Source organism: Janthinobacterium algoris (genome assembly GCF_051380935.1).
Classification (GTDB): Bacteria; Pseudomonadota; Gammaproteobacteria; order Burkholderiales; family Burkholderiaceae_D; genus Janthinobacterium.
In genome coordinates this window covers 322,148-344,651 of the sequence record NZ_JBNYXZ010000001.1, presented here as the reverse complement: position 1 = coordinate 344,651, position 22,504 = coordinate 322,148, and the positions used below count along the sequence as shown (strand labels likewise).

At 62.1% G+C, this 22,504-nt stretch carries 19 protein-coding genes; 15 read left to right on the top strand and 4 right to left on the bottom strand.

All coding sequences use genetic code 11. The features are described from left to right. Positions 1–51 precede the first annotated feature (51 nt). The 3 genes from tal (at position 52) to ACQ4W7_RS01585 (ending at position 4,334) form a co-directional block, all read left to right on the top strand. On the top strand, positions 52–987 hold the full coding sequence (gene tal, locus ACQ4W7_RS01595; protein WP_426071659.1) for a transaldolase: 936 nt from the start codon (positions 52–54) through the stop codon (positions 985–987). 289 nt (positions 988–1,276) lie between these two features. Further along, entirely contained in the window at positions 1,277–2,998 is a 1,722-nt protein-coding gene (locus ACQ4W7_RS01590; protein ID WP_436527954.1) for a methyl-accepting chemotaxis protein, read from the top strand. Positions 2,999–3,128: 130 nt separating this feature from the next. After that, a complete protein-coding gene (locus ACQ4W7_RS01585) occupies positions 3,129–4,334 on the top strand; it encodes a tetratricopeptide repeat protein (protein WP_436527952.1) in 1,206 nt (401 codons plus the stop codon). A 19-nt stretch (positions 4,335–4,353) separates the two neighbouring features. On the opposite strand, the gene hemW is transcribed toward ACQ4W7_RS01585, so the two are convergent. The 3 genes from hemW to rph all read right to left on the bottom strand — a co-directional run bounded on the left by hemW (position 4,354) and on the right by rph (position 7,085). Beyond that, positions 4,354–5,628: a radical SAM family heme chaperone HemW gene (hemW, locus tag ACQ4W7_RS01580; RefSeq protein ID WP_436527950.1), complete on the bottom strand. Its 1,275-nt coding sequence runs from the start codon at positions 5,626–5,628 to the stop codon at positions 4,354–4,356. Next, a complete protein-coding gene (gene rdgB / locus ACQ4W7_RS01575; protein WP_436527948.1) occupies positions 5,625–6,218 on the bottom strand; it encodes an RdgB/HAM1 family non-canonical purine NTP pyrophosphatase in 594 nt (197 codons plus the stop codon). The genes hemW and rdgB overlap by 4 nt, the downstream gene beginning before the upstream one ends. Before the next feature lie 138 nt (positions 6,219–6,356). Further along, positions 6,357–7,085 (bottom strand): ribonuclease PH, encoded by a 729-nt coding sequence (gene rph / locus ACQ4W7_RS01570; RefSeq protein ID WP_436527946.1) that lies wholly within the window; start codon positions 7,083–7,085, stop codon positions 6,357–6,359. A 302-nt stretch (positions 7,086–7,387) separates the two neighbouring features. Between rph and ACQ4W7_RS01565 the strand changes: the two genes are divergently transcribed. The 5 genes from ACQ4W7_RS01565 to ACQ4W7_RS01545 all read left to right on the top strand — a co-directional run bounded on the left by ACQ4W7_RS01565 (position 7,388) and on the right by ACQ4W7_RS01545 (position 12,003). After that, the gene (locus ACQ4W7_RS01565) at positions 7,388–8,278 is read left to right on the top strand and encodes a YicC/YloC family endoribonuclease (protein WP_426071653.1); all 891 of its coding nucleotides are present in this window, start codon (positions 7,388–7,390) and stop codon (positions 8,276–8,278) included. Positions 8,279–8,281: 3 nt separating this feature from the next. After that, positions 8,282–8,608 carry a hypothetical protein gene (locus ACQ4W7_RS01560; RefSeq protein WP_436527944.1) on the top strand — a complete coding sequence of 109 codons (327 nt, stop codon included), beginning with the start codon at positions 8,282–8,284 and terminating at the stop codon, positions 8,606–8,608. Positions 8,609–8,744: 136 nt separating this feature from the next. Then, complete coding sequence (gene gmk / locus ACQ4W7_RS01555; RefSeq protein WP_099762610.1) at positions 8,745–9,383, top strand: guanylate kinase; 639 nt, start codon at positions 8,745–8,747, stop codon at positions 9,381–9,383. A 53-nt stretch (positions 9,384–9,436) separates the two neighbouring features. Next, entirely contained in the window at positions 9,437–9,640 is a 204-nt protein-coding gene (rpoZ, locus tag ACQ4W7_RS01550) for a DNA-directed RNA polymerase subunit omega (protein WP_010400723.1), read from the top strand. Between the two features lie 83 nt (positions 9,641–9,723). Then, on the top strand, positions 9,724–12,003 hold the full coding sequence (locus ACQ4W7_RS01545; RefSeq protein ID WP_426071651.1) for a RelA/SpoT family protein: 2,280 nt from the start codon (positions 9,724–9,726) through the stop codon (positions 12,001–12,003). A gap of 57 nt (positions 12,004–12,060) precedes the next feature. On the opposite strand, the gene greB is transcribed toward ACQ4W7_RS01545, so the two are convergent. Then, positions 12,061–12,627 (bottom strand): transcription elongation factor GreB, encoded by a 567-nt coding sequence (gene greB / locus ACQ4W7_RS01540; protein ID WP_436527942.1) that lies wholly within the window; start codon positions 12,625–12,627, stop codon positions 12,061–12,063. 115 nt (positions 12,628–12,742) lie between these two features. Here greB and ACQ4W7_RS01535 point away from each other — a divergent pair, with 115 nt between their 5' ends. From ACQ4W7_RS01535 to fliD, 7 genes are all read left to right on the top strand, one after another. Next, positions 12,743–13,330: a hypothetical protein gene (locus tag ACQ4W7_RS01535; protein ID WP_426071649.1), complete on the top strand. Its 588-nt coding sequence runs from the start codon at positions 12,743–12,745 to the stop codon at positions 13,328–13,330. 17 nt (positions 13,331–13,347) lie between these two features. After that, entirely contained in the window at positions 13,348–14,850 is a 1,503-nt protein-coding gene (locus ACQ4W7_RS01530; protein ID WP_426071648.1) for a sensor histidine kinase, read from the top strand. Positions 14,851–14,880: 30 nt separating this feature from the next. Next, a complete protein-coding gene (locus tag ACQ4W7_RS01525) occupies positions 14,881–15,528 on the top strand; it encodes a response regulator (protein ID WP_034753998.1) in 648 nt (215 codons plus the stop codon). Between the two features lie 201 nt (positions 15,529–15,729). Further along, positions 15,730–17,301: a GGDEF domain-containing protein gene (locus tag ACQ4W7_RS01520; RefSeq protein ID WP_426071777.1), complete on the top strand. Its 1,572-nt coding sequence runs from the start codon at positions 15,730–15,732 to the stop codon at positions 17,299–17,301. 340 nt (positions 17,302–17,641) lie between these two features. After that, the gene (locus ACQ4W7_RS01515; RefSeq protein WP_436527940.1) at positions 17,642–19,132 is read left to right on the top strand and encodes a flagellin N-terminal helical domain-containing protein; all 1,491 of its coding nucleotides are present in this window, start codon (positions 17,642–17,644) and stop codon (positions 19,130–19,132) included. Between the two features lie 84 nt (positions 19,133–19,216). Then, positions 19,217–19,588: a flagellar protein FlaG gene (locus ACQ4W7_RS01510; protein WP_436527938.1), complete on the top strand. Its 372-nt coding sequence runs from the start codon at positions 19,217–19,219 to the stop codon at positions 19,586–19,588. Between the two features lie 231 nt (positions 19,589–19,819). Next, complete coding sequence (fliD, locus tag ACQ4W7_RS01505; RefSeq protein WP_436527936.1) at positions 19,820–22,501, top strand: flagellar filament capping protein FliD; 2,682 nt, start codon at positions 19,820–19,822, stop codon at positions 22,499–22,501. The last annotated feature ends 3 nt before the right edge of the window (positions 22,502–22,504 follow it).

Here is a 22,504-nt window from a genome sequence, read left to right as displayed (position 1 = left end):
TGGATTCGGTACAATACTCCGGCAAGCCCTTTCACTCTTTCCTGTGCAGCCATGAACCAACTCGAACAACTGAAGCAATTTACTACCGTGGTGGCCGACACTGGCGACTTCCAATCGATTCAGGCCTACACGCCGCGCGACGCGACGACGAATCCTTCGCTGATCCTGAAGGCCGTGCAGAAGGATGAATACAAGCCGCTGCTGGAAAAGGCCGTGCGCGACCATCCGAACGCCTCCACCGCCGAAATCATCGACCGCCTGCTGATCGCGTTTGGCGTGGAAATCCTGCAAACCATCCCCGGCCGCGTCTCCACCGAAGTCGATGCGCGCCTGTCGTTCGACACGCAAGGCACGGTGGCCAAGGGCCGCGACTTGATCGCCCTGTATTCGAACGCGGGCATTGCCCGCGAGCGCGTGCTGATCAAGATCGCCTCCACCTGGGAAGGCATCCGCGCCGCCGCCATCCTGGAAAAGGAAGGCATCCGCTGCAACATGACCCTGCTGTTCTCGCTGGCGCAGGCCATCGCCTGCGCCGAAGCGGGCGCGCAGCTGATTTCTCCGTTCGTCGGCCGCATCTACGACTGGTACAAGAAATCGACGGGCATCGATTACATGGGCGCGGAAGACCCGGGCGTGCAATCGGTCCGGCGCATCTACAATTACTACCGCAAGTTCGGCTACAAGACCGAGGTGATGGGCGCCAGCTTCCGCAACACCTCGCAAATCCTCGAACTGGCCGGCTGCGACCTGCTCACCATCAGTCCCGACCTGCTACAAAAGCTGGCCGACAGCGAGGCGCCGGTGGAGCGCAAGCTGAGCGCCGAAGCGGCGCCATCGACCAACATTGTGCACATGTCGCTCAACGAAGAAGCCTTCCGCTTCATGATGAATGAAGACGCGATGGCGACGGAAAAACTGGCAGAAGGCATCCGCGCCTTCTGCGTCGATTCCGGCAAGCTGAAACAGATGATCGCGGCGCTGCGTTAATCGCTGACTCTCCCCGCAAAAAAGCGGCGTCCGTGCAGTGCACGGCGCCGCTTTTTGCATTGCATCGCCGCCGGGAGCAATGGCGCTACAATAAACCACCGCCACCCGCAACCCACGCATGTTGCTTGCTTCGTCCGCCATCACCATGCGCGGGGCGGGCGATCTGTGGCACGGGCGTGGCTGCAACAGTCAGCAAGACAGGCAGTTTTTTCGCTTACCTCTTGGTCACTTCTCAGTGCATACTATGTCGCACAGGCAACCTTAATCCCTTTGCGACAGGAGTTCGACCATGCATGCCCTCTCCCACCTTCGTATCGGCACGCGCCTGGCTGCAGGCTTCGCGCTGGTGCTGCTGCTGTCCGTGATCTCCACCTCGTACGCGCTGTACAGCGCCCGCGTAAATGCCGAAGCGACCCGGCAAATGATGGAAAAACCGCTGGCCAAGGAGCGCCTGGTATCGGACTGGTATGTGCTGATTTACTCGGCCATCGCGCGCACCTCGATGATCGCCAAAAGCACGGATGAAACCCTGTCGAGCGTGTTTGCCGATACGATCGCCGACAGCACCAAGCAAGGCAGCGAACTGCTGAAGAAAATCGAAGCGCTGCTAGACAGCGACGAGGAAAAAAGCATTTTCAAGGCCTCCATCGCCGAGCGCGTCAAATACCAGGATGCCAAGACCCTGGTGATGAATGCGCGCAAGGCCGGCAATGCGGCGCAGGCGGAAAGTACCTACCGCGACAGCTTCGCGCCGGCCGCCACCAATTACCAGAATAACGTCAAGGCCCTGCTGGCGCAGCAGCGCAAAGCCATCGACGCCACGGCGCAAGCGATCGAAGCGGCCAACGGGCGCAGCTTCACCCTGCTGCTGACCCTGTGCGCGCTGGTGGTGGCGCTGGGCAGCATCTGCGCCTGGCTGATCACGCGCTCGATCACCGCGCCCCTGCAGGCGGCCGTGAAGGTGGCCGAGACGGTCGCTGCGGGCGACTTGCGCACGCATTTCGGCACGGCGGCCAGCGATGAAATCGGCGACTTGATGCGCGCGCTGCACGGCATGAACGAGGCACTGCGCAAGGTGGTGTCGGAAGTGCAGACGGGCACCAACGCCATCGCCACGGCATCGGGTGAAATCGCCGCCGGCAACCAGGATTTGTCGGCGCGCACGGAGCAGCAAGCCAGTTCGCTGGAAGAGACGGCATCGTCGATGGAAGAATTGACCAGCACCGTGAAGCAGAATGCGGACAATGCGCGCCAGGCCAACCAGATGGCGGTCGCCGCTTCGGGTGTGGCCGAACGGGGCGGCAGCATCGTCAGCCAGGTGGTCGACACCATGGGTGCCATCGACACGGCGTCGACGAAAATCGTCGACATCATCGGCGTCATCGACGGCATCGCCTTCCAGACGAATATCCTGGCATTGAACGCGGCCGTCGAAGCGGCGCGCGCCGGCGAACAGGGGCGCGGCTTTGCCGTCGTCGCCACGGAAGTACGCAGCCTGGCACAACGCTCGGCGGCGGCGGCGCGCGAAATCAAGACCCTGATCGGCGACTCGGTGGAACAGGTCAACAACGGCACGCGGCTGGTGCAGCGGGCTGGCAGCACCATGAGCGAAGTGGTCGACAGCGTGCGCCGCGTCACCGACATCATGGCCGAGATCACTGCCGCCAGCGCCGAGCAAAGCTTGGGCATCGACCAAGTCAACCAGGCCATCGCGCAGATGGACCAGGTGACGCAGCAAAATGCGGCCCTGGTGGAAGAAGCGGCGGCAGCCGCCGAAAGCATGCAGGACCAGGCCGCGCGCCTGGCGCAAGTGGCAGCCGGCTTCCAGCTCGAACACATGGCTACAAAGGCGCCGGTACGCACGGCGCGGCCGGTGGCCACCCAACTGGCCAAACCAGCGGCCAGGAGCGCCACAGCGGCCAGGCAGCCGACAATCGCGGCCAGGCGCGCGGCTCCTGCTCGCAAGCCCCAGGCACAGGTGGCTGGCGAGCAGGACTGGGAAGAATTTTAAGGCTGGCAACCGGGCCAGTCAAAAGGGTTTGACAGCGCCGTGGCGCGCGAGGATACTTGTTTCAGGTGGCATGGCGCGCCACCGGCAGCACTACGTGTTGCGCCTGACATGGTTCTGCGGGAGCACGAACATGAAATGTATCCGCGGTATCCGCGGTATCGGCGGCATCAGCGAACAGATGCGCCTGGGCTTGCTGTACCCCTTGCTGCTGTGTGCCGCCCTTGCCGGTTGCGCCACGCCGCCCGCCACCCCGCCTCCGCCCAACCTGTTCAACGATGCCAGCTTTGCCGCGCCAACTGTGCCGGTCGACCCGCAGCAGGCGTTTGCCATGAGCGACGCCATGCGGCACTACGTGCGTGTCGATATCGCGCGCGAGGGGCGCGGCAAGAATCCCCGCCGCGCCCTCGCCGATGCCCTGCGCAACCGGGAAGGGCTGCAGCTGGAATATGATGCCGCCATGACGCGCACGGCGGCGCAGGCGTTCGACGCGCGCAGCGGCAATTGCCTGTCCCTGGTGCTGATGACGGCCGCACTGGCCAAGGAAATGGGAGTCGATGTGCACTACCAGCTGGTCCTGGGAGAAGAAAGCTGGAGCCGCAGCGGCGGCATGTATTTCGTCGCCGGCCACGTCAATCTCGCACTGGAACGGCGCCCCCTCAGCAATGTGGTCGGCTACGACGCCGACGCCATCCTGCTCATCGACTTCCTGCCAGGCGAAGACCTCGCCGGCCAGCGCACGCAACAAATCGGCGAGGCCACCATCCTGGCCATGTACCTCAACAATCGCGCCGCCGAAACCATGGCCAGCGGCGAGCTCGATCAAGCCTACTGGTATGCCCGCGCCGCCATCCTGCAAGACCCCACGTTTGCGGGCGCCTTCAATACCCTGGGCATCATCCAGCTGCGTCACGGCGACATCGAGCCGGCGCGGCGCACGCTCGCCTATGCACTGGAACGCTCGCCATCGAACACCGTGCTGCTGTCCAATCTGGCGCAGGCACTCGACGGCCTGGGACGCACGGACGAAGCGCAACTGCTGCGACGCAAATTGCTGGCCCTGCAGCCAGAGCCGCCCTTCCACTTTTTCAACCTGGGCCAGCGCGCCATGGAAAGCGACAACTACCAGGAAGCGGCACGCCTGTTCAAGCGCGAGATCGCGCGCGACCCCTACTATCATGAATTTCACTTCTGGCTGGCGCAGGCCTATGCGCGCATGGGGCAGCTGGCACAGGCGGGCAGGCAACTGGAACTGGCGATGGAGAACAGCACCACGCGCAGCGAGCACGGACTGTACGCGGCCAAGCTGCAGCGCCTGCGCGCCGCCACGGCGCATTAGCAGTCCTCATTAAACGCTGTCAGTCTTCCAGGAACATCTGCTGCAGGTCATTCAGGAAGCGCAATCCCAGTTCCGTCGGGCGGATGACCTGGTGGTCGCGGTACAGCAAGCCTTTCGCCTCGGCCGCATTCAGCGGCTGCTCGATGGCGTTGATGGCCAGACCAGTGCGCTCGGCGAACAGGTTGGGCGAAAAGCCCTGCGTCAGGCGCAGGGTATTGAGCATGAATTCAAAACCCATTTCCTCGCGCGCCAGTTCGCGCTCTTCCTGCACCGGGTTACCGGCAACGACCGCGTCCATGTAGGCACGCGGCTGCTTGTAGCGGGCCTGGCGCAGCACGCGGTGCGGGAACGAGATTTTTGAATGCGCGCCCGCGCCGATGCCCAGGTAGTCGCCGAATTCCCAGTAATTGCGGTTGTGCTTTGCCTGACGGCCCGGCTGCGCATAGGCCGACACTTCGTAGCGGCCATAGCCGGCCTGCGCCGCGCGCGCGGCCACCATGTCGGCGATGTCGGCGCTTTCGTCGTCGTCCGGCAGCACCGGCGGATACTTGGCGAACAGGGTGTTCGGCTCCAGGGTCAGATGGTACAGCGACAGGTGCGGCGGCGCAAACGACAGCGCCGTTTCCAGGTCCTGCTGCGCTTCGGCCAGGGTCTGCGTGGGCAGCGCGTACATCAGGTCGAGATTGAAATTGTCGAAGTTGGCGTGTGCGATCTCCACCGCGCGGCGCGCTTCATTGTCGTCATGGATGCGCCCCAGCGCCTGCAGATGGCGGCCATTGAAGCTCTGGATGCCAATCGACAGGCGGTTGACGCCGCTGGCCCGGTAAGACTTGAATTTTTCCGCTTCAAAGGTGCCCGGATTGGCTTCCATGGTGATTTCGCAATCGGGCTCCAAGGGCAGCAAGGTGCGCACGTCCGACATCAGGCGGTCCAGCCCTGCCGCCGACATCAGGCTGGGCGTGCCGCCGCCGATGAAGATGGTGTGGATCTTGCGGCCCCAGATCAGCGGCAGCGCCATTTCCAGGTCCAGCCGCAGCGCGGCCAGATATTCCTCTTCCGGCAAGTCGCCGCGCACCTCGTGCGAGTTGAAATCGCAATACGGGCATTTTTTCACGCACCACGGAAAATGGATGTACAGCGACAGCGGCGGCAAGGCCGTCAGATTCAGCGCGCCCGGCTGCAGGTATTTCAGCGCCGCCCCGGCCGCGCCGGAAATGCCTTCCTGCGGCGCGGGTGAAGCTCCGGGCTTCGCTGCTGATTTGGCAACGGCGCCCACCAGTTTGATCGGGATCATCGCAGGGTCCGCAGCTTGTCGGCCAGCACGCGCAGGGCCTGGCCACGGTGCGACAGCGCGTTCTTTTCATCGGACGTCAGTTCGGCCGCACACTTGCCCAGCGCCGGAAGGTAGAAATGCGGATCATAGCCAAAACCGCCCTGGCCGCGCGGCGTGGCAATCATCTCTCCATTCCAGCGTCCGTCGGCGATCACCGGTTGCGGGTCGTCGGCATGGCGCACGTACACCAGCACGCAGTAGTAATACGCGGACTTGTCGGCATGCGCTTCCAGGTCGGCGATCAGCTTGGCACTGTTGGCCGCGTCCGATTTCGGCTCACCGGCATAGCGGGCCGAATATACGCCCGGTGCGCCACCGAGCGCATTGACGCACACGCCCGAATCGTCGGCCAGCGCCGGCAAGCCCGTCAGGCGCGACGCATGGCGCGCCTTTTGCAAGGCGTTTTCAACGAAGGTGTGGAATGGTTCGTCGCTTTCCGGCACGGCGTACTCGCCCTGGGCGTGGACGGAAAAACCGATGCTCGAGAGCAGCTCGTTGAATTCCTTGAGCTTGCCGGCGTTGTTGGAGGCGAGGATGAGGCGTTGGGTCATGTCAGTAGTCCGGTGGAAGTGCCGACATTGTAAACCTTTTGCGCTCCCCTCACCTTGGCCGATTGCCGCGCTCAACGGCGGCAACTGTGGGCTTTTTGCCCGGCGCGGCGGGCGACAGGATGTAAATCCAGGTAAAGATTACAGTCCGAGCGCCTGCTTCTGCAGGGTGATCAGGTCCGCAATCCCACCCTGCGCCAGGTCCAGCAAGCGGTTCATGCCGGCGCGGTCGAAGGCGGCGCCTTCGGCCGTGCCCTGCACTTCGATGAAGTGGCCCGCTTCCGTCATCACGACGTTCATGTCCGTGTCGCAGCCCGAATCTTCCACATAGTCCAAGTCCAGCACCGGCATGCCCTGGTAGACACCCACCGAGATGGCGGCGACAAAGCTTTTCACGGGGATGGCGGCAATCGCGCCGCGCGCCTGCAGCTGGGAAAACGCGTCATACGCGGCTACCATGGCGCCCGTGATCGAAGCCGTGCGGGTGCCGCCGTCGGCCTGGATCACATCGCAATCGAGGTGCAAGGTGCGTTCGCCGAAGGTTTGCAGATCAAAGGCGGCGCGCAGTGAACGGCCGATCAGGCGCTGGATTTCCTGCGTGCGGCCGGACTGCTTGCCACGCGCCGCTTCGCGGTCCATGCGCGTGTGCGTCGAACGGGGCAGCATGCCGTACTCGGCCGTCAACCAGCCCTGGCCCTTGCCTTTCAGGAAACCCGGCACCTTGTCTTCGATGCTGGCGGTGCAGATGACCTTGGTGTCGCCGCACTCGATCAGTACCGAGCCTTCGGCATGCTTGGTGTACTGGCGGGTGATGCGGATGGCGCGCAGCGCATCGACGGCGCGGCCGCTCGGGCGGGATTCAAATGTCATAGGGGTGTCCTGTGTGATTGGGGTTGCGGCAGCGATTCTACCACCGCGCGCATGTCTATTTGCAGTCATGCAACAGCGCAGGGCGCAATGGCGGACGGCGCGCACATGATCCCTACAATCCCGCCCCGCCAAACACAATTTTCTTTACAATGCCGTAAAACGCACACTATTCAGCAATTTTCAGGCCATCGTGCACTTCGGTCCTGTTTTGCGGCGCGGGCGGTATTGCCTGCGCTGGCTGATTAAGTGTATAAGTGACTGTATACAAGATCAAATCGGGGAATCCTTTGAGCATTTCAAGCATGACAGGCTACGCGGTTGCCACCAGCGAAGGTGCTGCAGGCACACTGACAATTGAAATCAAGAGCGTCAACTCGCGCTTTCTCGACCTGCAATTCCGCATCAACGACGATCTGCGGGCGCTGGAGCCAGACTTGCGCGCCGCCGTCATGTCCGCCATCACGCGTGGCAAAGTCGAGGTACGCCTGAGCTTTGGCCGCAAGGCCGCGACGGCCGGCACACAGGCGTTGAACCTGCCCCTGCTGGCCGAACTGGCACGCCTGCAAAACGAAGTGGGCCAGCATTTTGTCTCCGCCCCCGTCATGACGGTGGCCGAACTGCTGCGCTGGCCGGGCATCATCGAAGAAGCGCAAGTGGGACAAGAGTCCTTGCAGGCTGACGTGGGCGCGTTGACCAAACGCACCGTGGCTGCCTTCGTCGACAGCCGCAAGCGCGAAGGCGCGGCACTCGAAGCGGTGCTGGTATCGCGCATCGAGGCGATGGAAGCCATCGTCAAGCGCATCACGCCATTGATTCCGCAGGTAGTGGCGGCCTTCCAGCAAAAAGCCATCGAGCGCATGCAGGATGCGCTGGGCCTGGCCAGCCAGGGCTCGAATTCGGCCCTGTCGCGCCAGGACGCCATGGAGCGCATCCGCCAGGAAGTCATCTTGTACGGTATCCGCATCGACGTCTCGGAAGAACTGGCGCGCCTGTCGGCCCATCTGGGCGAAACGCGCCACATCCTCGCCAAGGGCGGGCAAGTGGGCAAGCGCCTCGACTTCATGATGCAGGAACTGAATCGCGAAGCCAACACGCTGGGCGCCAAGGCTTCCGTCAAGGAACTGGCCGACGCCTCGATGGACTTGAAGCTGCTGATCGAGCAGATGCGCGAACAAGTGCAAAACCTGGAATAAACCATGGCCGCGCCACGCACATGGAGACTCGCCGGCACCGCCCTCGTGCTGATGGCGGCAGGTGCGCAAGCACAAACGGCGCAACAGCCATCGCCGTACGCGATCGAAGGCTGTGCGTCAGGCTGCTTCGTGCTCAAGGAGCGCGGCGCCGCCATCTACACGGGTGCCGATGCCGCCTCCTACCGTATCTGCTCGCGCAGCAGCCTGGGCGCGGAAGTATCCGTCGACAGCGCCGTCGTGCGCCTCAGCAACCGCGACTGCACTGATGTGAATGGACGGGCCATCGTGCTGAATGCGGGCGAAATCGCACTGGGCCGGCTGCCCCGCTGAGGCGGGCCCGGGAAGTTTGTTTTTTGTCATGCCCCCAGCAGGGACTGGCTCACCGCCTTGCCTCTTGGTAAAATACCGGATTGGGCGCCGCTTGCGCAGGCATCGGCGCCAACAACACGATTATTGAAAGATCCGCATGAGCCACCCTACCGCCTTCTCCGGCAGCCTGTTCGTGGTCGCCGCGCCATCGGGCGCCGGCAAATCGACACTGGTCAATGCATTGCTGGCGCAAGAGCCCGGCATCAAATTGTCGATCTCGACCACCACGCGCGCGCCCCGACCGGGCGAGCAGCACGGCCGCGAGTACTATTTCACGACAGCGGAAGACTTTGTCGCGCGCGCCGACCAGGGCGAATTCCTGGAATGGGCGGAAGTGCATGGCAATTACTATGGCACCTCGCGCATCATGGTGGAACAGCAAATGCTGGCCGGCACCGACATCCTGCTGGAAATCGACTGGCAGGGCGCGCGCCAGGTGCGCAAGCAATTCCCCCGCGCAGCCGGCATTTTCATCCTGCCGCCATCGATCGATGCGCTGGAAGAGCGCCTGAACAAGCGCGGCCAGGACGAGCAGCACGTGATCACGCGCCGCCTGCTGGCGGCCGGCGGCGAAATCGCACACGCTCCCGAGTTCGAGTATGTTATTATCAATGAAGAGTTTACGGTCGCTTTGTCCGAACTGAGCGCGATCGTGAGAGCGGCCCGTTGCCGGTTTGCGCAACAAGCGGCCCGCAACGCATCGCTATTCGCCCAGCTGGGCCTGCACGCAGAATAATCGTCTCTGCACGCCAGTTCACACAGCGCCACGCACCACTATTAGGAGTTACTATGGCCCGTATCACCATCGAAGATTGCCTGAAACAGATCCCTAACCGCTTTCAGCTGACCCTGGCTGCAACTTACCGCGCACGTCAGTTGTTGCAAGGCCACACCCCTAAGGTGGAAGCCAAGGACAAGCCTACCGTGGTCGCGTTGCGTGAAATCGCTGCCGGTAAAGTCGGTATCGAAATGCTGAAAAAGGTCCCGATGTAAGTGGGAACCCCGCGTGCCGGAACAGTGCTGACCCCTGGTTCTACCGTATCCTTTATTCACACTGTAAAGCAACGCGACGTTTTATGAGTCTGACCCCAGCCGACACGACTTCTGCAGCACTGCCGCCCCTGGCCTCGCGCCAGGCGGCAAAACCACAGGGTGCATCAGCACCCGGTGTCGGCACGTCCGGTAGCGGTACCTCCGCAGCGCCGGCGTCCGCCTTGGGCGTGGCCTCCGTCAGCCACCTGGCCGACAAGCTGGCCGAATACCTGTCTCCCGCCGACCTGAAAAAAGTCAAGGAAGCCTACCGCTTCTCCGACGAAATGCACCTGGGCCAGATGCGCCGCTCGGGCGAGCCGTATATCTCGCACCCGATCGCCGTCGCTGAAATCTGCGCCGACTGGAAACTCGACGCGCAAGCCATCATGGCCGCCCTGCTGCACGACGTGATGGAAGACCAGGACGTCAAGAAGGACGAATTGATCGAGCGCTTCGGCGCACCGGTGGCGCACCTGGTCGACGGCCTCTCGAAGCTGGAAAAGATCGAATTCCAGAGCCAGATCGAAGCGCAGGCGGAAAACTTCCGCAAGATGCTGCTGGCCATGGCCTCCGACGTGCGCGTGATCCTGATCAAGCTGGCCGACCGCCTGCACAATATGCGCACGCTGGACTTCATGACAGCGGCCAAAAAACGCCGCATCGCCAGCGAGACCATGGAAGTGTACGTGCCGATCGCACACCGCCTCGGCCTGAACAATATTTACCACGAGCTGCAAGACCTGTCGTTCTCACACCTGTACCCGATGCGCTACCGCACCCTGGCGAAAGCCGTCAAGGCGGCGCGCGGCAACCGGCGCGAAGTGGTCAACAAGATCATGGAAGCGGTGAAAAGCACCCTGTCCATGGCCGAACTCGAGGCCGACGTCACGGGCCGCGAAAAGACCCTGTACGACATCTATAAAAAGATGCGCAGCAAGCATTTGTCGTTCTCGCAAGTGCTGGACGTGTACGGTTTCCGCGTGGTGGTGAGTAGTTTTGCCGATTGTTACGTGACCCTGGGCACCCTGCACAGCCTGTACAAGCCCATGCCGGGCAAGTTCAAGGATTACATCGCAATCCGCAAGCTGAACGGCTACCAGTCGCTACACACGACCGTCATCGGCCCCTACGGCACGCCCGTGGAATTCCAGATCCGCACGCAGGAAATGCACCGCACGGCCGAGTCCGGCGTGGCGGCGCACTGGCTGTACAAGAGTGGCGAATCGAACCCCTCCGACTTGCAGCAACGCACCCATGCGTGGCTGCAATCCCTGCTCGACATCCAGCAGCAGACGGGTGACTCGGCCGAATTCCTCGAACACGTCAAGGTCGACCTGTTCCCCGATTCCGTCTACGTATTTACGCCGAAGTCGAAGATCATCGCCCTGCCGCGCGGCGCCACGGCCATCGACTTCGCCTATTCGATCCATACGGGCATCGGCGACCAGACCGTGGCCGTCAAGATCAACAACGAAACCTCGCCGCTGCGCACCGAACTGCACAATGGCGACATCGTCGAAATCATCACCGATTCCTCGTCGCGCCCCAGCCCCACCTGGCTGTCGTTCGTGCGCACCGGCAAGGCCCGTTCGGCCATCCGCCACCATTTGCGCACGATCAACCTGCCTGAATCGATCGCCCTGGGCCAGCAATTGCTGTCGCAGGCGCTGCACACCCTGAACATCGACGCCGAACTGCCGGCGCCGCTGGTCGAGCGCCTGCTCAACGAATCGAGCGCCAATTCCATGGACGAGCTGTATGCGGACATCGGCATCGGCAAGCGCATGGCCACCCTGGTGGCGCGCCACATTTTTGGCCTGATCGGCGGCGAAGCGGCCAGCATGCCGGTAGAACACAACAGCGGCAGCGAACTCGACCCCGTCACCATCTGCGGCAGCGAAGGCGTTTCCGTGCAACTGGCGCCGTGCTGCTTGCCGATTCCCGGCGACCTGATCATCGGCCAGCTGCGCCGCGACCAGGGCTTGCTGGTGCATACCAGCGACTGCACGCAAGCCAAGCGCCAGCGCGCCAAGGAACCGGACCGCTGGATCGCCGTGCGCTGGGGAACCGAACTGAACCGCCGCTTCGACTGCCGCATCAAGGTATTGATCAACAGCGAACGGGGCATCCTGGCCAGAGTCGCCGCCGAAATCGGCGAATCCGATGCCAACATCATCTATGTGGGCATGGACGAAGACAAGGACAACGTCCTCGACCAGTTGCGCTTCACCGTGCAAGTCAAGGACCGCGTCCACCTGGCCGCCCTGCTGCGCAATGTGCGACGCGTCGCCGGGGTCAATAGAATATTGCGCGAGCGCAATTAAAAAAACGGCTGGCCAGATTACTCTGCCCAGCCGTTTTTTCATGCGCCGGACATCAGCTCAAGTTTCTCCCGGCGCCGGATATGTCACTTCCAGCAACTCCAGTTCTTGCTCGCCCTGCGGCGTGTTGAGGGTGATCACGTCGCCCTCGCGCGCCTTGGTGATGGTGCGGGCCATCGGCGAGATCCAGCTGATCTTGCCGTTCAGGGGATCGAACTCATCGATGCCGACGATGGTGATGGTGTGCGTTTCGCCGTCGCTGGTGCGGTAGGTCACCGTGGCGCCGAAAAACACCTGGTCGTTGCCATGGTGCACGCTGGGGTCGACGATGGCGGCCAGATCCATGCGCTTGGTGAGGAAGCGGATGCGGCGGTCGATTTCCCGCAGGCGCCGCTTGCCGTAGATATAGTCGCCATTTTCCGAACGGTCGCCATTCGACGCCGCCCAATGCACGATACGCACCACTTCCGGACGGTCGACGTCGATCAGCTGCAGCAACTCTTCCTTGATGCGCTGGTAACCGGTCGGCGTGATGTAGTTCTTGGCGCCGGCGGGAATGGCCAGCGCCAGCGCGGCCGCTTCTTCATCGTCGTCGTTGTCGGATTCTTTTACAAAGGCTTTATTCATCTGCCTATTGTAGCCCCGCCAGCGCGCCGCAGGCACACCGGAGGCGGGGGCAAACGGGCTTTTTTGACGTATCATCGTGGCTATCGCGGCAAACCTGCGCCGCACACGGAGACGGATGAAAAAATTCTACAGAGTCAGGCGCTGGCTGTTCGCGCCGCTGGTCTACCTGGCCGCCATCTTCCTGCTGATCGAAGAATGGCTGTGGGCGACGGGCGCGCGCATCATGCAAGTGGTGGCGCAATTTCCGCCCCTGCATGCGCTGGAAGCGTGGATCAAGCGCCTGCCGCCGTACTGGGCGCTGGCCATCTTCGTGCTGCCGGCCGTGCTGCTGTTTCCCGTCAAGCTGCTGGCCCTGCTGGCGATCGCGCGCGGCCATGCATTTTCCGGCATCGGCGTGATCGTCATCGCCAAGCTGGGCGGCGCGGCCGCCGTGGCCCGCCTGTACAGCCTGACGCGCCCTACCCTGCTCAGTTTGCCGTGGTTCGCGCGCTGGCACGGCTGGTTCATGGACACAAAGGACCGCTGGATCGCCCGCCTGCGCGCCACGCGTCCGTGGCGCCGCGTCAGCCGCCTGTCGGCTGCGCTGGGCCGCGCCCGCCGCGCCTGGTGGCAGCGCTTGCGCAAGGGCACGCCTGGGCGTCATCATTCCCGCCCAGCCAGAGTGCTGCGCCGCTTCGCCGCCTTCTGGCGCGCCCGCCGCTGATGAAGAAAGGCCACTTCATGCACGACACTCCCCGGCTGGCTCCCGCCATGCGCGCGGCGGCGCCGGAAATCTACCTGTACGACGCGGCCAGCTTGCAATTGCTGGACGCCAACGATGCCGCCTGCGACAACTTGCAGTATGCACACAAGCAATTGTTGGCGATGACGCCCTTCACCCTGGCGCCGCAGCTCGACGCGCAGCAGCTGGCCGCCGTGCTGGCCGCCCTGGACGACAGCATCGGCGCGCAAGCGCTGCTGCACGTGCAGCAGCGCCGCCGCGATGGCAGCCTGTATTCGCTCAGCCTGCACCTGTCGCGCGCCAGCCGCCAGGGACGCGCCCTGATCCTGGCCGAGGGCGAAGACTTGCGCACGCCGCAGGCGACGGCGGCCGCCCTGGCGCAGGTGCAGTCGCGCTTCAACGCCATCGTCTCGAACACGCCGGGCCTGGTGTACCAGTTCTGCCTGCATGCGGATGGACGGGCATCCTTTGCTTACCTGAGCGATGGCTGCCAAGCCCTGCTGGGGCTGAGTCCGGCACAGCTGCACGCGCGTCCGGAACTGTTCTACCAGCTGATCCTGGCCGACGACCGCGCCTCGTACCTCGAATCGATGCAGGCGTCGAAGTCCGCCTTGTGGAGCTGGAACTGGGAAGGCCGGATCTGGATCGATGCCTGGAAGGACGTTAAATGGATCAACCTACGCTCCACGCCGCGTGCGCTGGCCGATGGCACGGTGCAGTGGGAAGGCATCATGACAAATATCACCGAAAGCCGGCTCGAACAGATCGAAGTACGCCAGTCGCGCGCCCGCCTGGCCGAGCTGACGGCGCATATCGACAAGGTCAAGGAACACGAACGCACGCGTCTGGCGCGCGAACTGCACGATGACCTGGGCGGCAATTTGACGGCGATCAAGATGGCACTGGCCATGCTGGCGCGCCGCCTGCCCCCGGACGACCCGCTGCTGCAGGAAAAGGCCGACTATGTCGATGCCCTGGTCGACCGCAGCATCGACGCCGTGCACCGTATCTCGCTGGACTTGCGCCCCTCCATGCTGGACCTGGGGCTGGTTGCCGCACTGGACTGGCAGGTGAAGGAATTCGCGCGCCAGGCCGGCATCGAATGCCAGTTCATTTCTAACCGCCAGCATATCGAACTGGAGCTGGACTTGGCGACCAGCCTGTTCCGCATCGCCCAGGAGGCGCTGACGAATATCGCCAAACATGCGGGGGCAAGCAAGGTCAGCGTGCGCCTGGCCCGGCAGCGCCAGCATATCAGCCTGTTGATCGCCGACAATGGCGTCGGCATGCGCCTGTCCGACCGCGCCAAGCCGCAATCGTTCGGCATCCGCGGCATGGCCGAACGCGCCAGCGCGCTGGGCGGTACCCTGAGCCTGATGGATGGGCCCGATGGCGGCACCGTCCTGAGCATAAAAATCCGGCTGACCACAGCGCGAGAGGCGATAATAGCGGCTGCAGCCAGTGCGCCCGCGCACAGCGGGCCGCCGCCAGACACGGCCTAGTGGGTGAATTAGATAGGAAACAACGCAGTCATGAAAGAAAAAGCCACCATCCGGGTATTCATCGCCGACGATCACGCGATCGTGCGCGAGGGCTTGAAACAAATCCTCGCCGATACGAAGGACATCATCGTTGCCGGCGAGGCTGAAAATGGCCACGACGCCATCAAACTGTTTCGCGGCTCGAAATGCCAGGTGTTGCTGCTCGACATCTCCCTGCCCGACCGCAGCGGTATCGAGGTGCTCAAGCAGATCAAGAAGGAAAAGCCGGAACTGGCCGTGCTGATGCTCTCCATGCACCGCGAGGACCAGTACGCCATCCGTTCGCTCAAGGCGGGCGCGGCCGGCTACCTGACGAAACAGAGTGCGCCGCGCGAACTGGTGACGGCCATCCGCCAGGTGGCGCAAGGATTGAAATACATCAGCGCCTCGCTGGCGCAGGAACTGGCCAACACGGTCGGCGAAGACCACGAAACGGCCTTGCACGACACCTTGTCGGACCGCGAATACCAGACGCTGGTCATGATCGCCTCGGGCAAGGCGGTGGGCGCGATCGCCGAAGAGCTGAAATTATCCGTGAAAACCGTCAGCGAATACCGCGCCCGCTTGCTGGTCAAGATGAAACTCAAGAACAGCGCCGAACTGACGCATTACGCCATCCGTAACCAGCTGGTGGATTGACTGCAAAGCGGCATGCCCGCTGGCATCGAGCGAATTGACAGGACTTCTCCTTGCTTCTCGCACAATAAGTTCTTTGCCAACGCGCATATCATGGGGATAATAAGAAATATCTGAAAAGGCTGTGTCTACATGTCCAGTAAATTGCCATCTTCCCCAGCAAGCGCTCCCCCTGGCGCCACGAATACCGCCGCCGGTGCGGCGATGAATCCGGCCGATATCGCCCGCGAGGCGTTTCGCCGCCTGGCCACGCGCCGCATCGCCCCGACGCCCAGCGCCTACCGCGACATCTACAATGAAATTGCCGGCATCAGCGAACCGGAAGAGACGCCAGGTGCGCCTGCCGCGGTGCTGGCCGCCAGCGCCCCGGTGGACGGCGGCGCGGAAAACGTCCTGACGCAATTTGCCGCCAAGATGAGCGAATCGGCCGGCGAACTGGGCGACTTTGGCCGGCGCTTCCAGCGTGCACTGAAAGCGCGCGACTGGGACAGCTATGCGCGCACGCTGGCGCAACTGGCGGAAAAACAGGTCAAGAAAGGCGGCGGCATCGAATTGCCGCCCCTGCCGGATGGCGAACAGACACGCACCCTGCGTGAATTGCTCAGCCGCACCCTGGGCTTTGCCGTGGCCACCTTGCTGACGGGCACGCCCGCGCTGGTGGAAGAAGCTGAATCGCTGGGCGCGGCCATCAAGCTGGCGCATACGGAAGAGGCGCTGAACGAAGCGGCCCTGCGCCTGAAGCAGCTGTGCTACCAGATCGAACTCAAAAGCGGCGATACGGCCGAGCAGCAGGAATTGCTGCTGCGCCTGTTCAAGTTGTTGCTCGATAACGTCAACCAGTTGCTCGACGATGACAGCTGGCTGCGCGGCCAGGTCGATGCCGTACAAAACCTGATCGCCGGCCCGCTCGACCAACGCGCGCTGGAAGACGCCACGCGCAGCCTGAAGGAAGTCATCTACAAGCAAAGCCAGCTCAAGCACAGCCTTTCCGACGTCAAGCTGACGGTCAAGAACATGATGATGACCTTCATCGACCGCCTGGGGCAAGTGGCGGCCAGCACGGGCGATTTCCATGAAAAGATCGGCGGTTATTCGGAAAAGATCAGCCAGGCGGAAAACATCAGCGAACTGAACAGCGTTCTGGACGAAGTCTTGCGCGAAACGCGCATGGTGCAAAACGAAGCCTTGCGCGCACGCGACAAGATGGTGCTGGCGCGCCAGGAAGTGCAAGATGCGGAACAGCGCATCCACACACTGGAAGCCAAGCTCCAGCATATGAGCGAACTGGTGCGGGAAGACCAGCTGACAGGCAGCCTGAACCGCCGTGGCCTGGACGATGTGTTCGAGCGCGAGACAGCCCGCTCCGACCGCCGCGGCACCCCACTGTGCATCGCCATGCTGGACCTGGACGATTTCAAGCGCCTGAACGACACGTATGGCCACCTGGCTGGCGATGCCGCCTTGAAACACCTGGTGAAAATCGTCAAGGAAACCCTGCGCTCGATGGATGTCATCGCCCGCTTCGGCGGCGAAGAATTCCTCATCCTGCTGCCGGAAACCACGGTCGAAGCGGCCTCGTCGACCATGACGCGATTGCAGCGCGAGCTGACCCGGCATTTCTTCCTGCACGACAACGAAAAAGTGCTGATCACCTTTTCCGCCGGCGTGGCCCTGCGCCTGCCCAACGAAGACCAAGCCGAACTGGTCAAGCGCGCGGACCGCGCCATGTACCAGGCCAAGCAGACGGGCAAGAACCGCGTGGTGGTGGCCGACTAAGCCAAAGCCGCTGCATGACATGCCGTCCCGCTGCCCAGCCGGACGGCATTTTTCATGGCAAAAACGATAACGCCGCACTCCGTCCAGCGCTCCGATAGCCTCCGAGCGATATAAAAATAAAACTATTTTTGCCCTCAAGTTTCTTTAAATCATGTCGTCTAGCGCACGGCTAACGACAAACTGAAGGGCTAAAAATTAAAATTTAAAGCGCTTTCCGCCATAAATTTTCCCGCAGAGCAACCGTTACCCTAAATAACAGCGGCTTGATTGTCCCGGAACAGCGGGGCAGGCCAAAGTGACTAGCACATAGCGCAATGCAATACCTGTCTGGAGAATTATCATGGCTGCAGTAATTAACACCAACATCGCTTCCCTGAACTCGCAACGCAACCTGTCGACTTCGCAGTCGGCCTTGACCACCTCGCTGCAACGTCTGTCCTCAGGCATGCGCATCAACAGCGCCAAGGATGACGCTGCTGGCCTGGCGATTTCCGACCGTATGACGTCGCAAATCCGCGGCATGACCCAAGCGACCCGCAATGCCAACGACGGCGTTTCGCTGGCGCAAACGGCCGAGGGCGCGTTGTCCACCTCGGGCGACATCCTGCAACGCATCCGTGAACTGGCCGTACAATCGTCGAACTCGACCAACACCGCCAGCGACCGCCAAGCCTTGCAAACAGAGGTAGGTCAACTTGGTTCGGAACTGAACCGCGTCGCCCAAACCACCCAGTTCAATGGTCAGAATTTGCTCGACGGCAGCATGGGCACCGCCAACTTCCAGGTCGGCGCAAACGCCAACCAATTGATCTCGGCTAGTGGCGCCAACTTCCTGACCAATACCTATGGCGACAACCGCGTAGAAAACGATGCTGTAGCCGTTATCGCTACCTCAAACGTGACTGCCGGTTCGGTCAAAGTGGACGGTTCGCTGGGCAGCGCGACAATTACCACGGCGACCACCGACACGGCGAAATCGATCGCCGCCAACGTCAACAAGGCAACGGCGAGCACCGGCGTGACGGCAACGGCAAAAACCGATATGTCGCTCAAGTTGGGCGCTTCGGAGTCGTATTCGTTCACGATCGCCTCGGACAATACGGCAGCAAACGCCACCACCGTCTCCTTCTCCATGGGCGGCGGCACCACGGCTAGCGATTATGCATCGGGTATCAATGCGATCAATGCCCAGACCTCCAAAACGGGTGTGACGGCACAGTATGACGCCACGAATAGCGGCATCAAATTGACCAATGCCTCTGGCAATGATATCAGCCTCACCAATAGCAAAGCTGCTGGCAACACCGTCTTCGCCACGGCGACCTATAAAGTCGACACGCCAACAGTGAAAGACGCGCTGACGACCTCGTTCACGGGCTTGACTGCAAACGGCACCAGTGCGGTAGCAAACGGCCGCATTACGTTCGACTCGGAAAAAAGCTACCAAGTCACGGACACCACCTCGGGCCTGTTGCCTGCAGGTACAGGTGGTACCAAGGGTGCATCCGTCTTGAAAGACGTCGCATCGCTGGATGTGACAACCTTCGACGGCGCGCAACTGGCCCTGAAAATCGCCGACGCTGCACTGGCTTCGGTGAACAGCCAACGCGCCCAGTACGGTGCTTTGCAATCGCGCTTCAGCTCGGCGATTTCCAACCTGCAATCGACCACGGAAAATCTGTCCGCATCGCGCAGCCGCATCGTCGATACCGACTTCGCTGCGGAAACGGCCAACATGACCCGCGGCCAGATCCTGCAACAAGCTGGTACGGCCATGCTGGCGCAAGCGAACTCGCTGCCAAACGGCGTCCTGAGCCTGCTGCGCGGCTAATCTCCGATTAGTCAGGCAACAGCGTAGGACTCTGATTCCCCTGCCGGATTTTTTCGGCAGGGGAATTTTCACTAGGAGAGCACCATGACTATCGACACGATAGCGGCCGCCTCCGCGGCCAGGATGGACAAGAGTTATGTGTCTGCGGACACACTGCCGGCGCGCCCGGCAACGCTACGGGCCGCTACGGAAAACGGCACGGTTACACCACAGCAAGCCAGCAAGGAGCCCAGCCGGGAGCAGCTGGACAAGGCGGTATCGGCGCTGAACCAATCGTCGCAAATGAAGACGCAAGGCCTGGAGTTTTCCATCGATGAAGACAGCCAGCGCACGGTGGTTAAGGTCATCGACCAGGAAACCAAGGAAGTACTGCGCCAGATACCCACCAGGGAAGCCATGGAACTGGCCAAGACCTTTGACTCGACCAAAGGCTCGCTGATCAGTCAAAGCGCATAGTGATGGCGTTGCACACCGACTTGCAACAGCGTGGCTGCACGCATTGGCACGACCACGGGGCACGATAGCTTGGCTATCCGGCCCCGTCTTTTCGTTGTAAATTCAGCAACATCCACCTTTCTCTCGCCCGGTTTTCTGCTCCCGCTGAAAACAGCGCGGTAAATCCCCCTCTCAAGTCTTGATTGATTCTGCCGATAACAGCTTATATTAGCGTTTTCCTAGGAGCATTCAGTGGCCATCACACCTACACTATCATCCGTTGGCATCGGCGCCGGCGCCAGCGGCCTGGACGTGGGCGCCATCATCGAAAAGCTGATGACCGCTGAAGCGGCCCCCCTGGATACCTTTGACAAAAAAACGGCTTCCTATCAGGCCAAGCTCAGCGCGCTGGGCACCCTGAGCGGCGCCGTCAGCACCTTCCAGGGCTCGCTGTCGGCGCTGACCAATTCAAACAACTTCCGCGCCGTCAGCGCCACGCCGTCCGATCCGCTGGTGCTATCGGCCAGCGCCGGCGCCAAGGCCGTTGCGGGCAACTACAACATCAATGTTTCCCAGCTGGCCCAGGCGCAGACGCTGACGTCGGGCGGCATGGCCAGCAAGCTGTCGACCATCGGCAGTGGTGCCAAGACCACGGTTTCCTTCCAGCTGGGCTCGCTCGCTGGCGGCACTTTTGGTGTAACGGGCACGGTACTGAGCGGCAGCACCCTGCTCACGGGCGTGAGCAACGGCTCGGTGATCATCAATGGCACGGCCATTCCGACGGACGCCGGCACCAAGAGCGCACGCGCGCTGGCGGACGCCATCAACGCCAAGAGCAGCACCACGGGCGTGACCGCCACGGCCCAGCCAACGGCTAGCAACGCCAGCATGTTCAGCGGTTTCGGCAATATTGCCACCGGCGCGGACGGCACCTATTCGCTGTCGGTCGGCGGCATCGAGATCGTTACGCAGGGCAATGGCGTCGCCGCAGGCGGCGGCATCACTGCCGCCTCGCTCGATACGACGCTGGCAGGCCCGAATGCCGTCTCGAATGCGTTGGCTGCGGCGAATATTACCGTCACCGGCAAGGCCGCCGACGGCAACTTGCAATTCACGCGTGCCGATGGCTCCAACCTCAACATTGAAGAAGTGGTCACCGGCAGCGTCATGGGTGGTATCGGACACGCCGCCAATGCCGTCAACGATGGCTCGAATGTCACGCTTGCCAGTTCGATCACCCTGGCCTCGGGCAATGCCAGCCCCATCACCGTTGCCGGCAGCAACCCCGCGGCAGCCGGGCTGACCGCAGGCACGGGCGGCAGCTACATGAACACGGGCTTCACCCAAGATGGCACGCAGGCAACGGGTTCGGTGGTGATCGACGCCACCAACAACAACTTGCAAGGCATACGCGACGCCATCAATAACGCGGGCCTGGGTGTCACCGCCAGCATCGTATCGGACGGCACGGACAAACCGTATCACCTGGTACTCAGTTCGAGCAAGACGGGCGCCAATTCAGCCATGAAGATTTCGCTCAGCGGCAGCGATGGTCAGCCGGCCGACAGCGCCCTGAGCAATCTGCTGTCCTATGACGCTTCCGGCACGCAAAACCTGAAGCAAAACAGTGCCGCGCAAAACACCAACTTCAGCGTCAACGGCATTGCCATCACCAGCAGCTCGAACAGCGTCGATTCGGCGATCGAAGGCGTCACGCTGAGCATTACAAAGATAGGTAATTCCAGTTTATCGGTAGCCAAGGATACAACAACGGTCAAGACCAGCATCACCGCCTTCGTCAAGGCCTACAATGATCTGAACACCTCGATCAGCAAGATGACGGCCTTCAATCCCGATACCAAGAAGGGTGGCATTTTAATGGGCGACTCGACCGTTCAATCGATCCAGAGCCAGTTGCGCAGACAACTGGGCGCGCCGATTACAGGGTTGAGCAGTGGCATGAACACCTTGAGCCAGGTCGGTATTTCCTTCCAAAAAGATGGCAGCCTGACACTCGAGGCAAGTAAACTCGACAAAGCGATCAGCGCCAACTTCGGCGATATCGCCGGCCTGTTTTCGGCCATCGGCAAGGCCACCGACAGCAACGTCGCCTTCACCAGCTCGACGGCCGCCACCAAGCCAGGCACCTATGACCTGAGCATCACCACCATGGCCAGCCAGGGTTCGCTCACGTCCGACGGCGTATTGCCCGCCAGTACCACGATTGCCAGCGACACCACCTGGAATATCACCCTGAACGATACGGAGCCATCGGCGGCCAAGAATACGGCCCGGGTGTCGATACCGGCTGGCACCTATACGCCCGCGCAGATGGCATCGCTGATGCAATCGTCGATCAACGGCGTGAAGGCTTTTTCAGACAATGGCGCGACGGTCTCCGCGTCGATCGACGGCACCGGCAAACTGGTCCTGGTGTCGAGCCGCTATGGCTCCATATCGAACTTGGCACTGAGCAACGGCACGGGAACCGGCACGGAAACCCTGTTTGGCGCGGCCAAGCCCGTCAAGGGCGCCGACGTGGCCGGCACCCTGGGCGGGCAACCTGTGGTCGGCTCCGGCCAGACACTGACGGGTGCGCCCGGCTCGCAGGCGGAAGGCTTGAAAATTGAAGTGACTGGCGGCACCACCGGCTCGCGCGGCACGGTCAGTTTCTCGCAAGGCTATGCCTACCAGTTGAACAATCTGGCCACGTCCTTCCTCGGTACAAAGGGCATGATCACCGGGCGCACGAGCGGCATCAATGAAACCCTGAAGTCGGTGGCGGCGCAGCGCGACAAGTTCAGCGCGAAGCTGACCGACATCGAAGCGCGCTACCGCGCCCAGTACTCGCGCCTGGACGTATCCCTGAACAAATTGCAGGGCACGCAAACCTATTTGACCCAGCAGCTGGCCGCCATCGCCGCCAACCGTTAAGCC

Coding starts and splice junctions, on each gene's coding strand:
- rph (WP_436527946.1), bottom strand. CDS start 7,085: ATGACATTTGAATCCCGCCCGAGCGGCCGCGCCGTCGATGCGCTGCGC.
- rpoZ (WP_010400723.1), top strand. CDS start 9,437: ATGGCCCGTATCACCATCGAAGATTGCCTGAAACAGATCCCTAACCGC.
- ACQ4W7_RS01530 (WP_426071648.1), top strand. CDS start 13,348: ATGCACGACACTCCCCGGCTGGCTCCCGCCATGCGCGCGGCGGCGCCG.
- ACQ4W7_RS01565 (WP_426071653.1), top strand. CDS start 7,388: ATGACAGGCTACGCGGTTGCCACCAGCGAAGGTGCTGCAGGCACACTG.
- ACQ4W7_RS01590 (WP_436527954.1), top strand. CDS start 1,277: ATGCATGCCCTCTCCCACCTTCGTATCGGCACGCGCCTGGCTGCAGGC.
- ACQ4W7_RS01515 (WP_436527940.1), top strand. CDS start 17,642: ATGGCTGCAGTAATTAACACCAACATCGCTTCCCTGAACTCGCAACGC.
- ACQ4W7_RS01525 (WP_034753998.1), top strand. CDS start 14,881: ATGAAAGAAAAAGCCACCATCCGGGTATTCATCGCCGACGATCACGCG.
- rdgB (WP_436527948.1), bottom strand. CDS start 6,218: ATGACCCAACGCCTCATCCTCGCCTCCAACAACGCCGGCAAGCTCAAG.
- ACQ4W7_RS01520 (WP_426071777.1), top strand. CDS start 15,730: ATGAATCCGGCCGATATCGCCCGCGAGGCGTTTCGCCGCCTGGCCACG.
- tal (WP_426071659.1), top strand. CDS start 52: ATGAACCAACTCGAACAACTGAAGCAATTTACTACCGTGGTGGCCGAC.
- ACQ4W7_RS01545 (WP_426071651.1), top strand. CDS start 9,724: ATGAGTCTGACCCCAGCCGACACGACTTCTGCAGCACTGCCGCCCCTG.
- greB (WP_436527942.1), bottom strand. CDS start 12,627: ATGAATAAAGCCTTTGTAAAAGAATCCGACAACGACGACGATGAAGAA.
- ACQ4W7_RS01560 (WP_436527944.1), top strand. CDS start 8,282: ATGGCCGCGCCACGCACATGGAGACTCGCCGGCACCGCCCTCGTGCTG.
- ACQ4W7_RS01585 (WP_436527952.1), top strand. CDS start 3,129: ATGAAATGTATCCGCGGTATCCGCGGTATCGGCGGCATCAGCGAACAG.
- gmk (WP_099762610.1), top strand. CDS start 8,745: ATGAGCCACCCTACCGCCTTCTCCGGCAGCCTGTTCGTGGTCGCCGCG.
- ACQ4W7_RS01535 (WP_426071649.1), top strand. CDS start 12,743: ATGAAAAAATTCTACAGAGTCAGGCGCTGGCTGTTCGCGCCGCTGGTC.
- ACQ4W7_RS01510 (WP_436527938.1), top strand. CDS start 19,217: ATGACTATCGACACGATAGCGGCCGCCTCCGCGGCCAGGATGGACAAG.
- hemW (WP_436527950.1), bottom strand. CDS start 5,628: ATGATCCCGATCAAACTGGTGGGCGCCGTTGCCAAATCAGCAGCGAAG.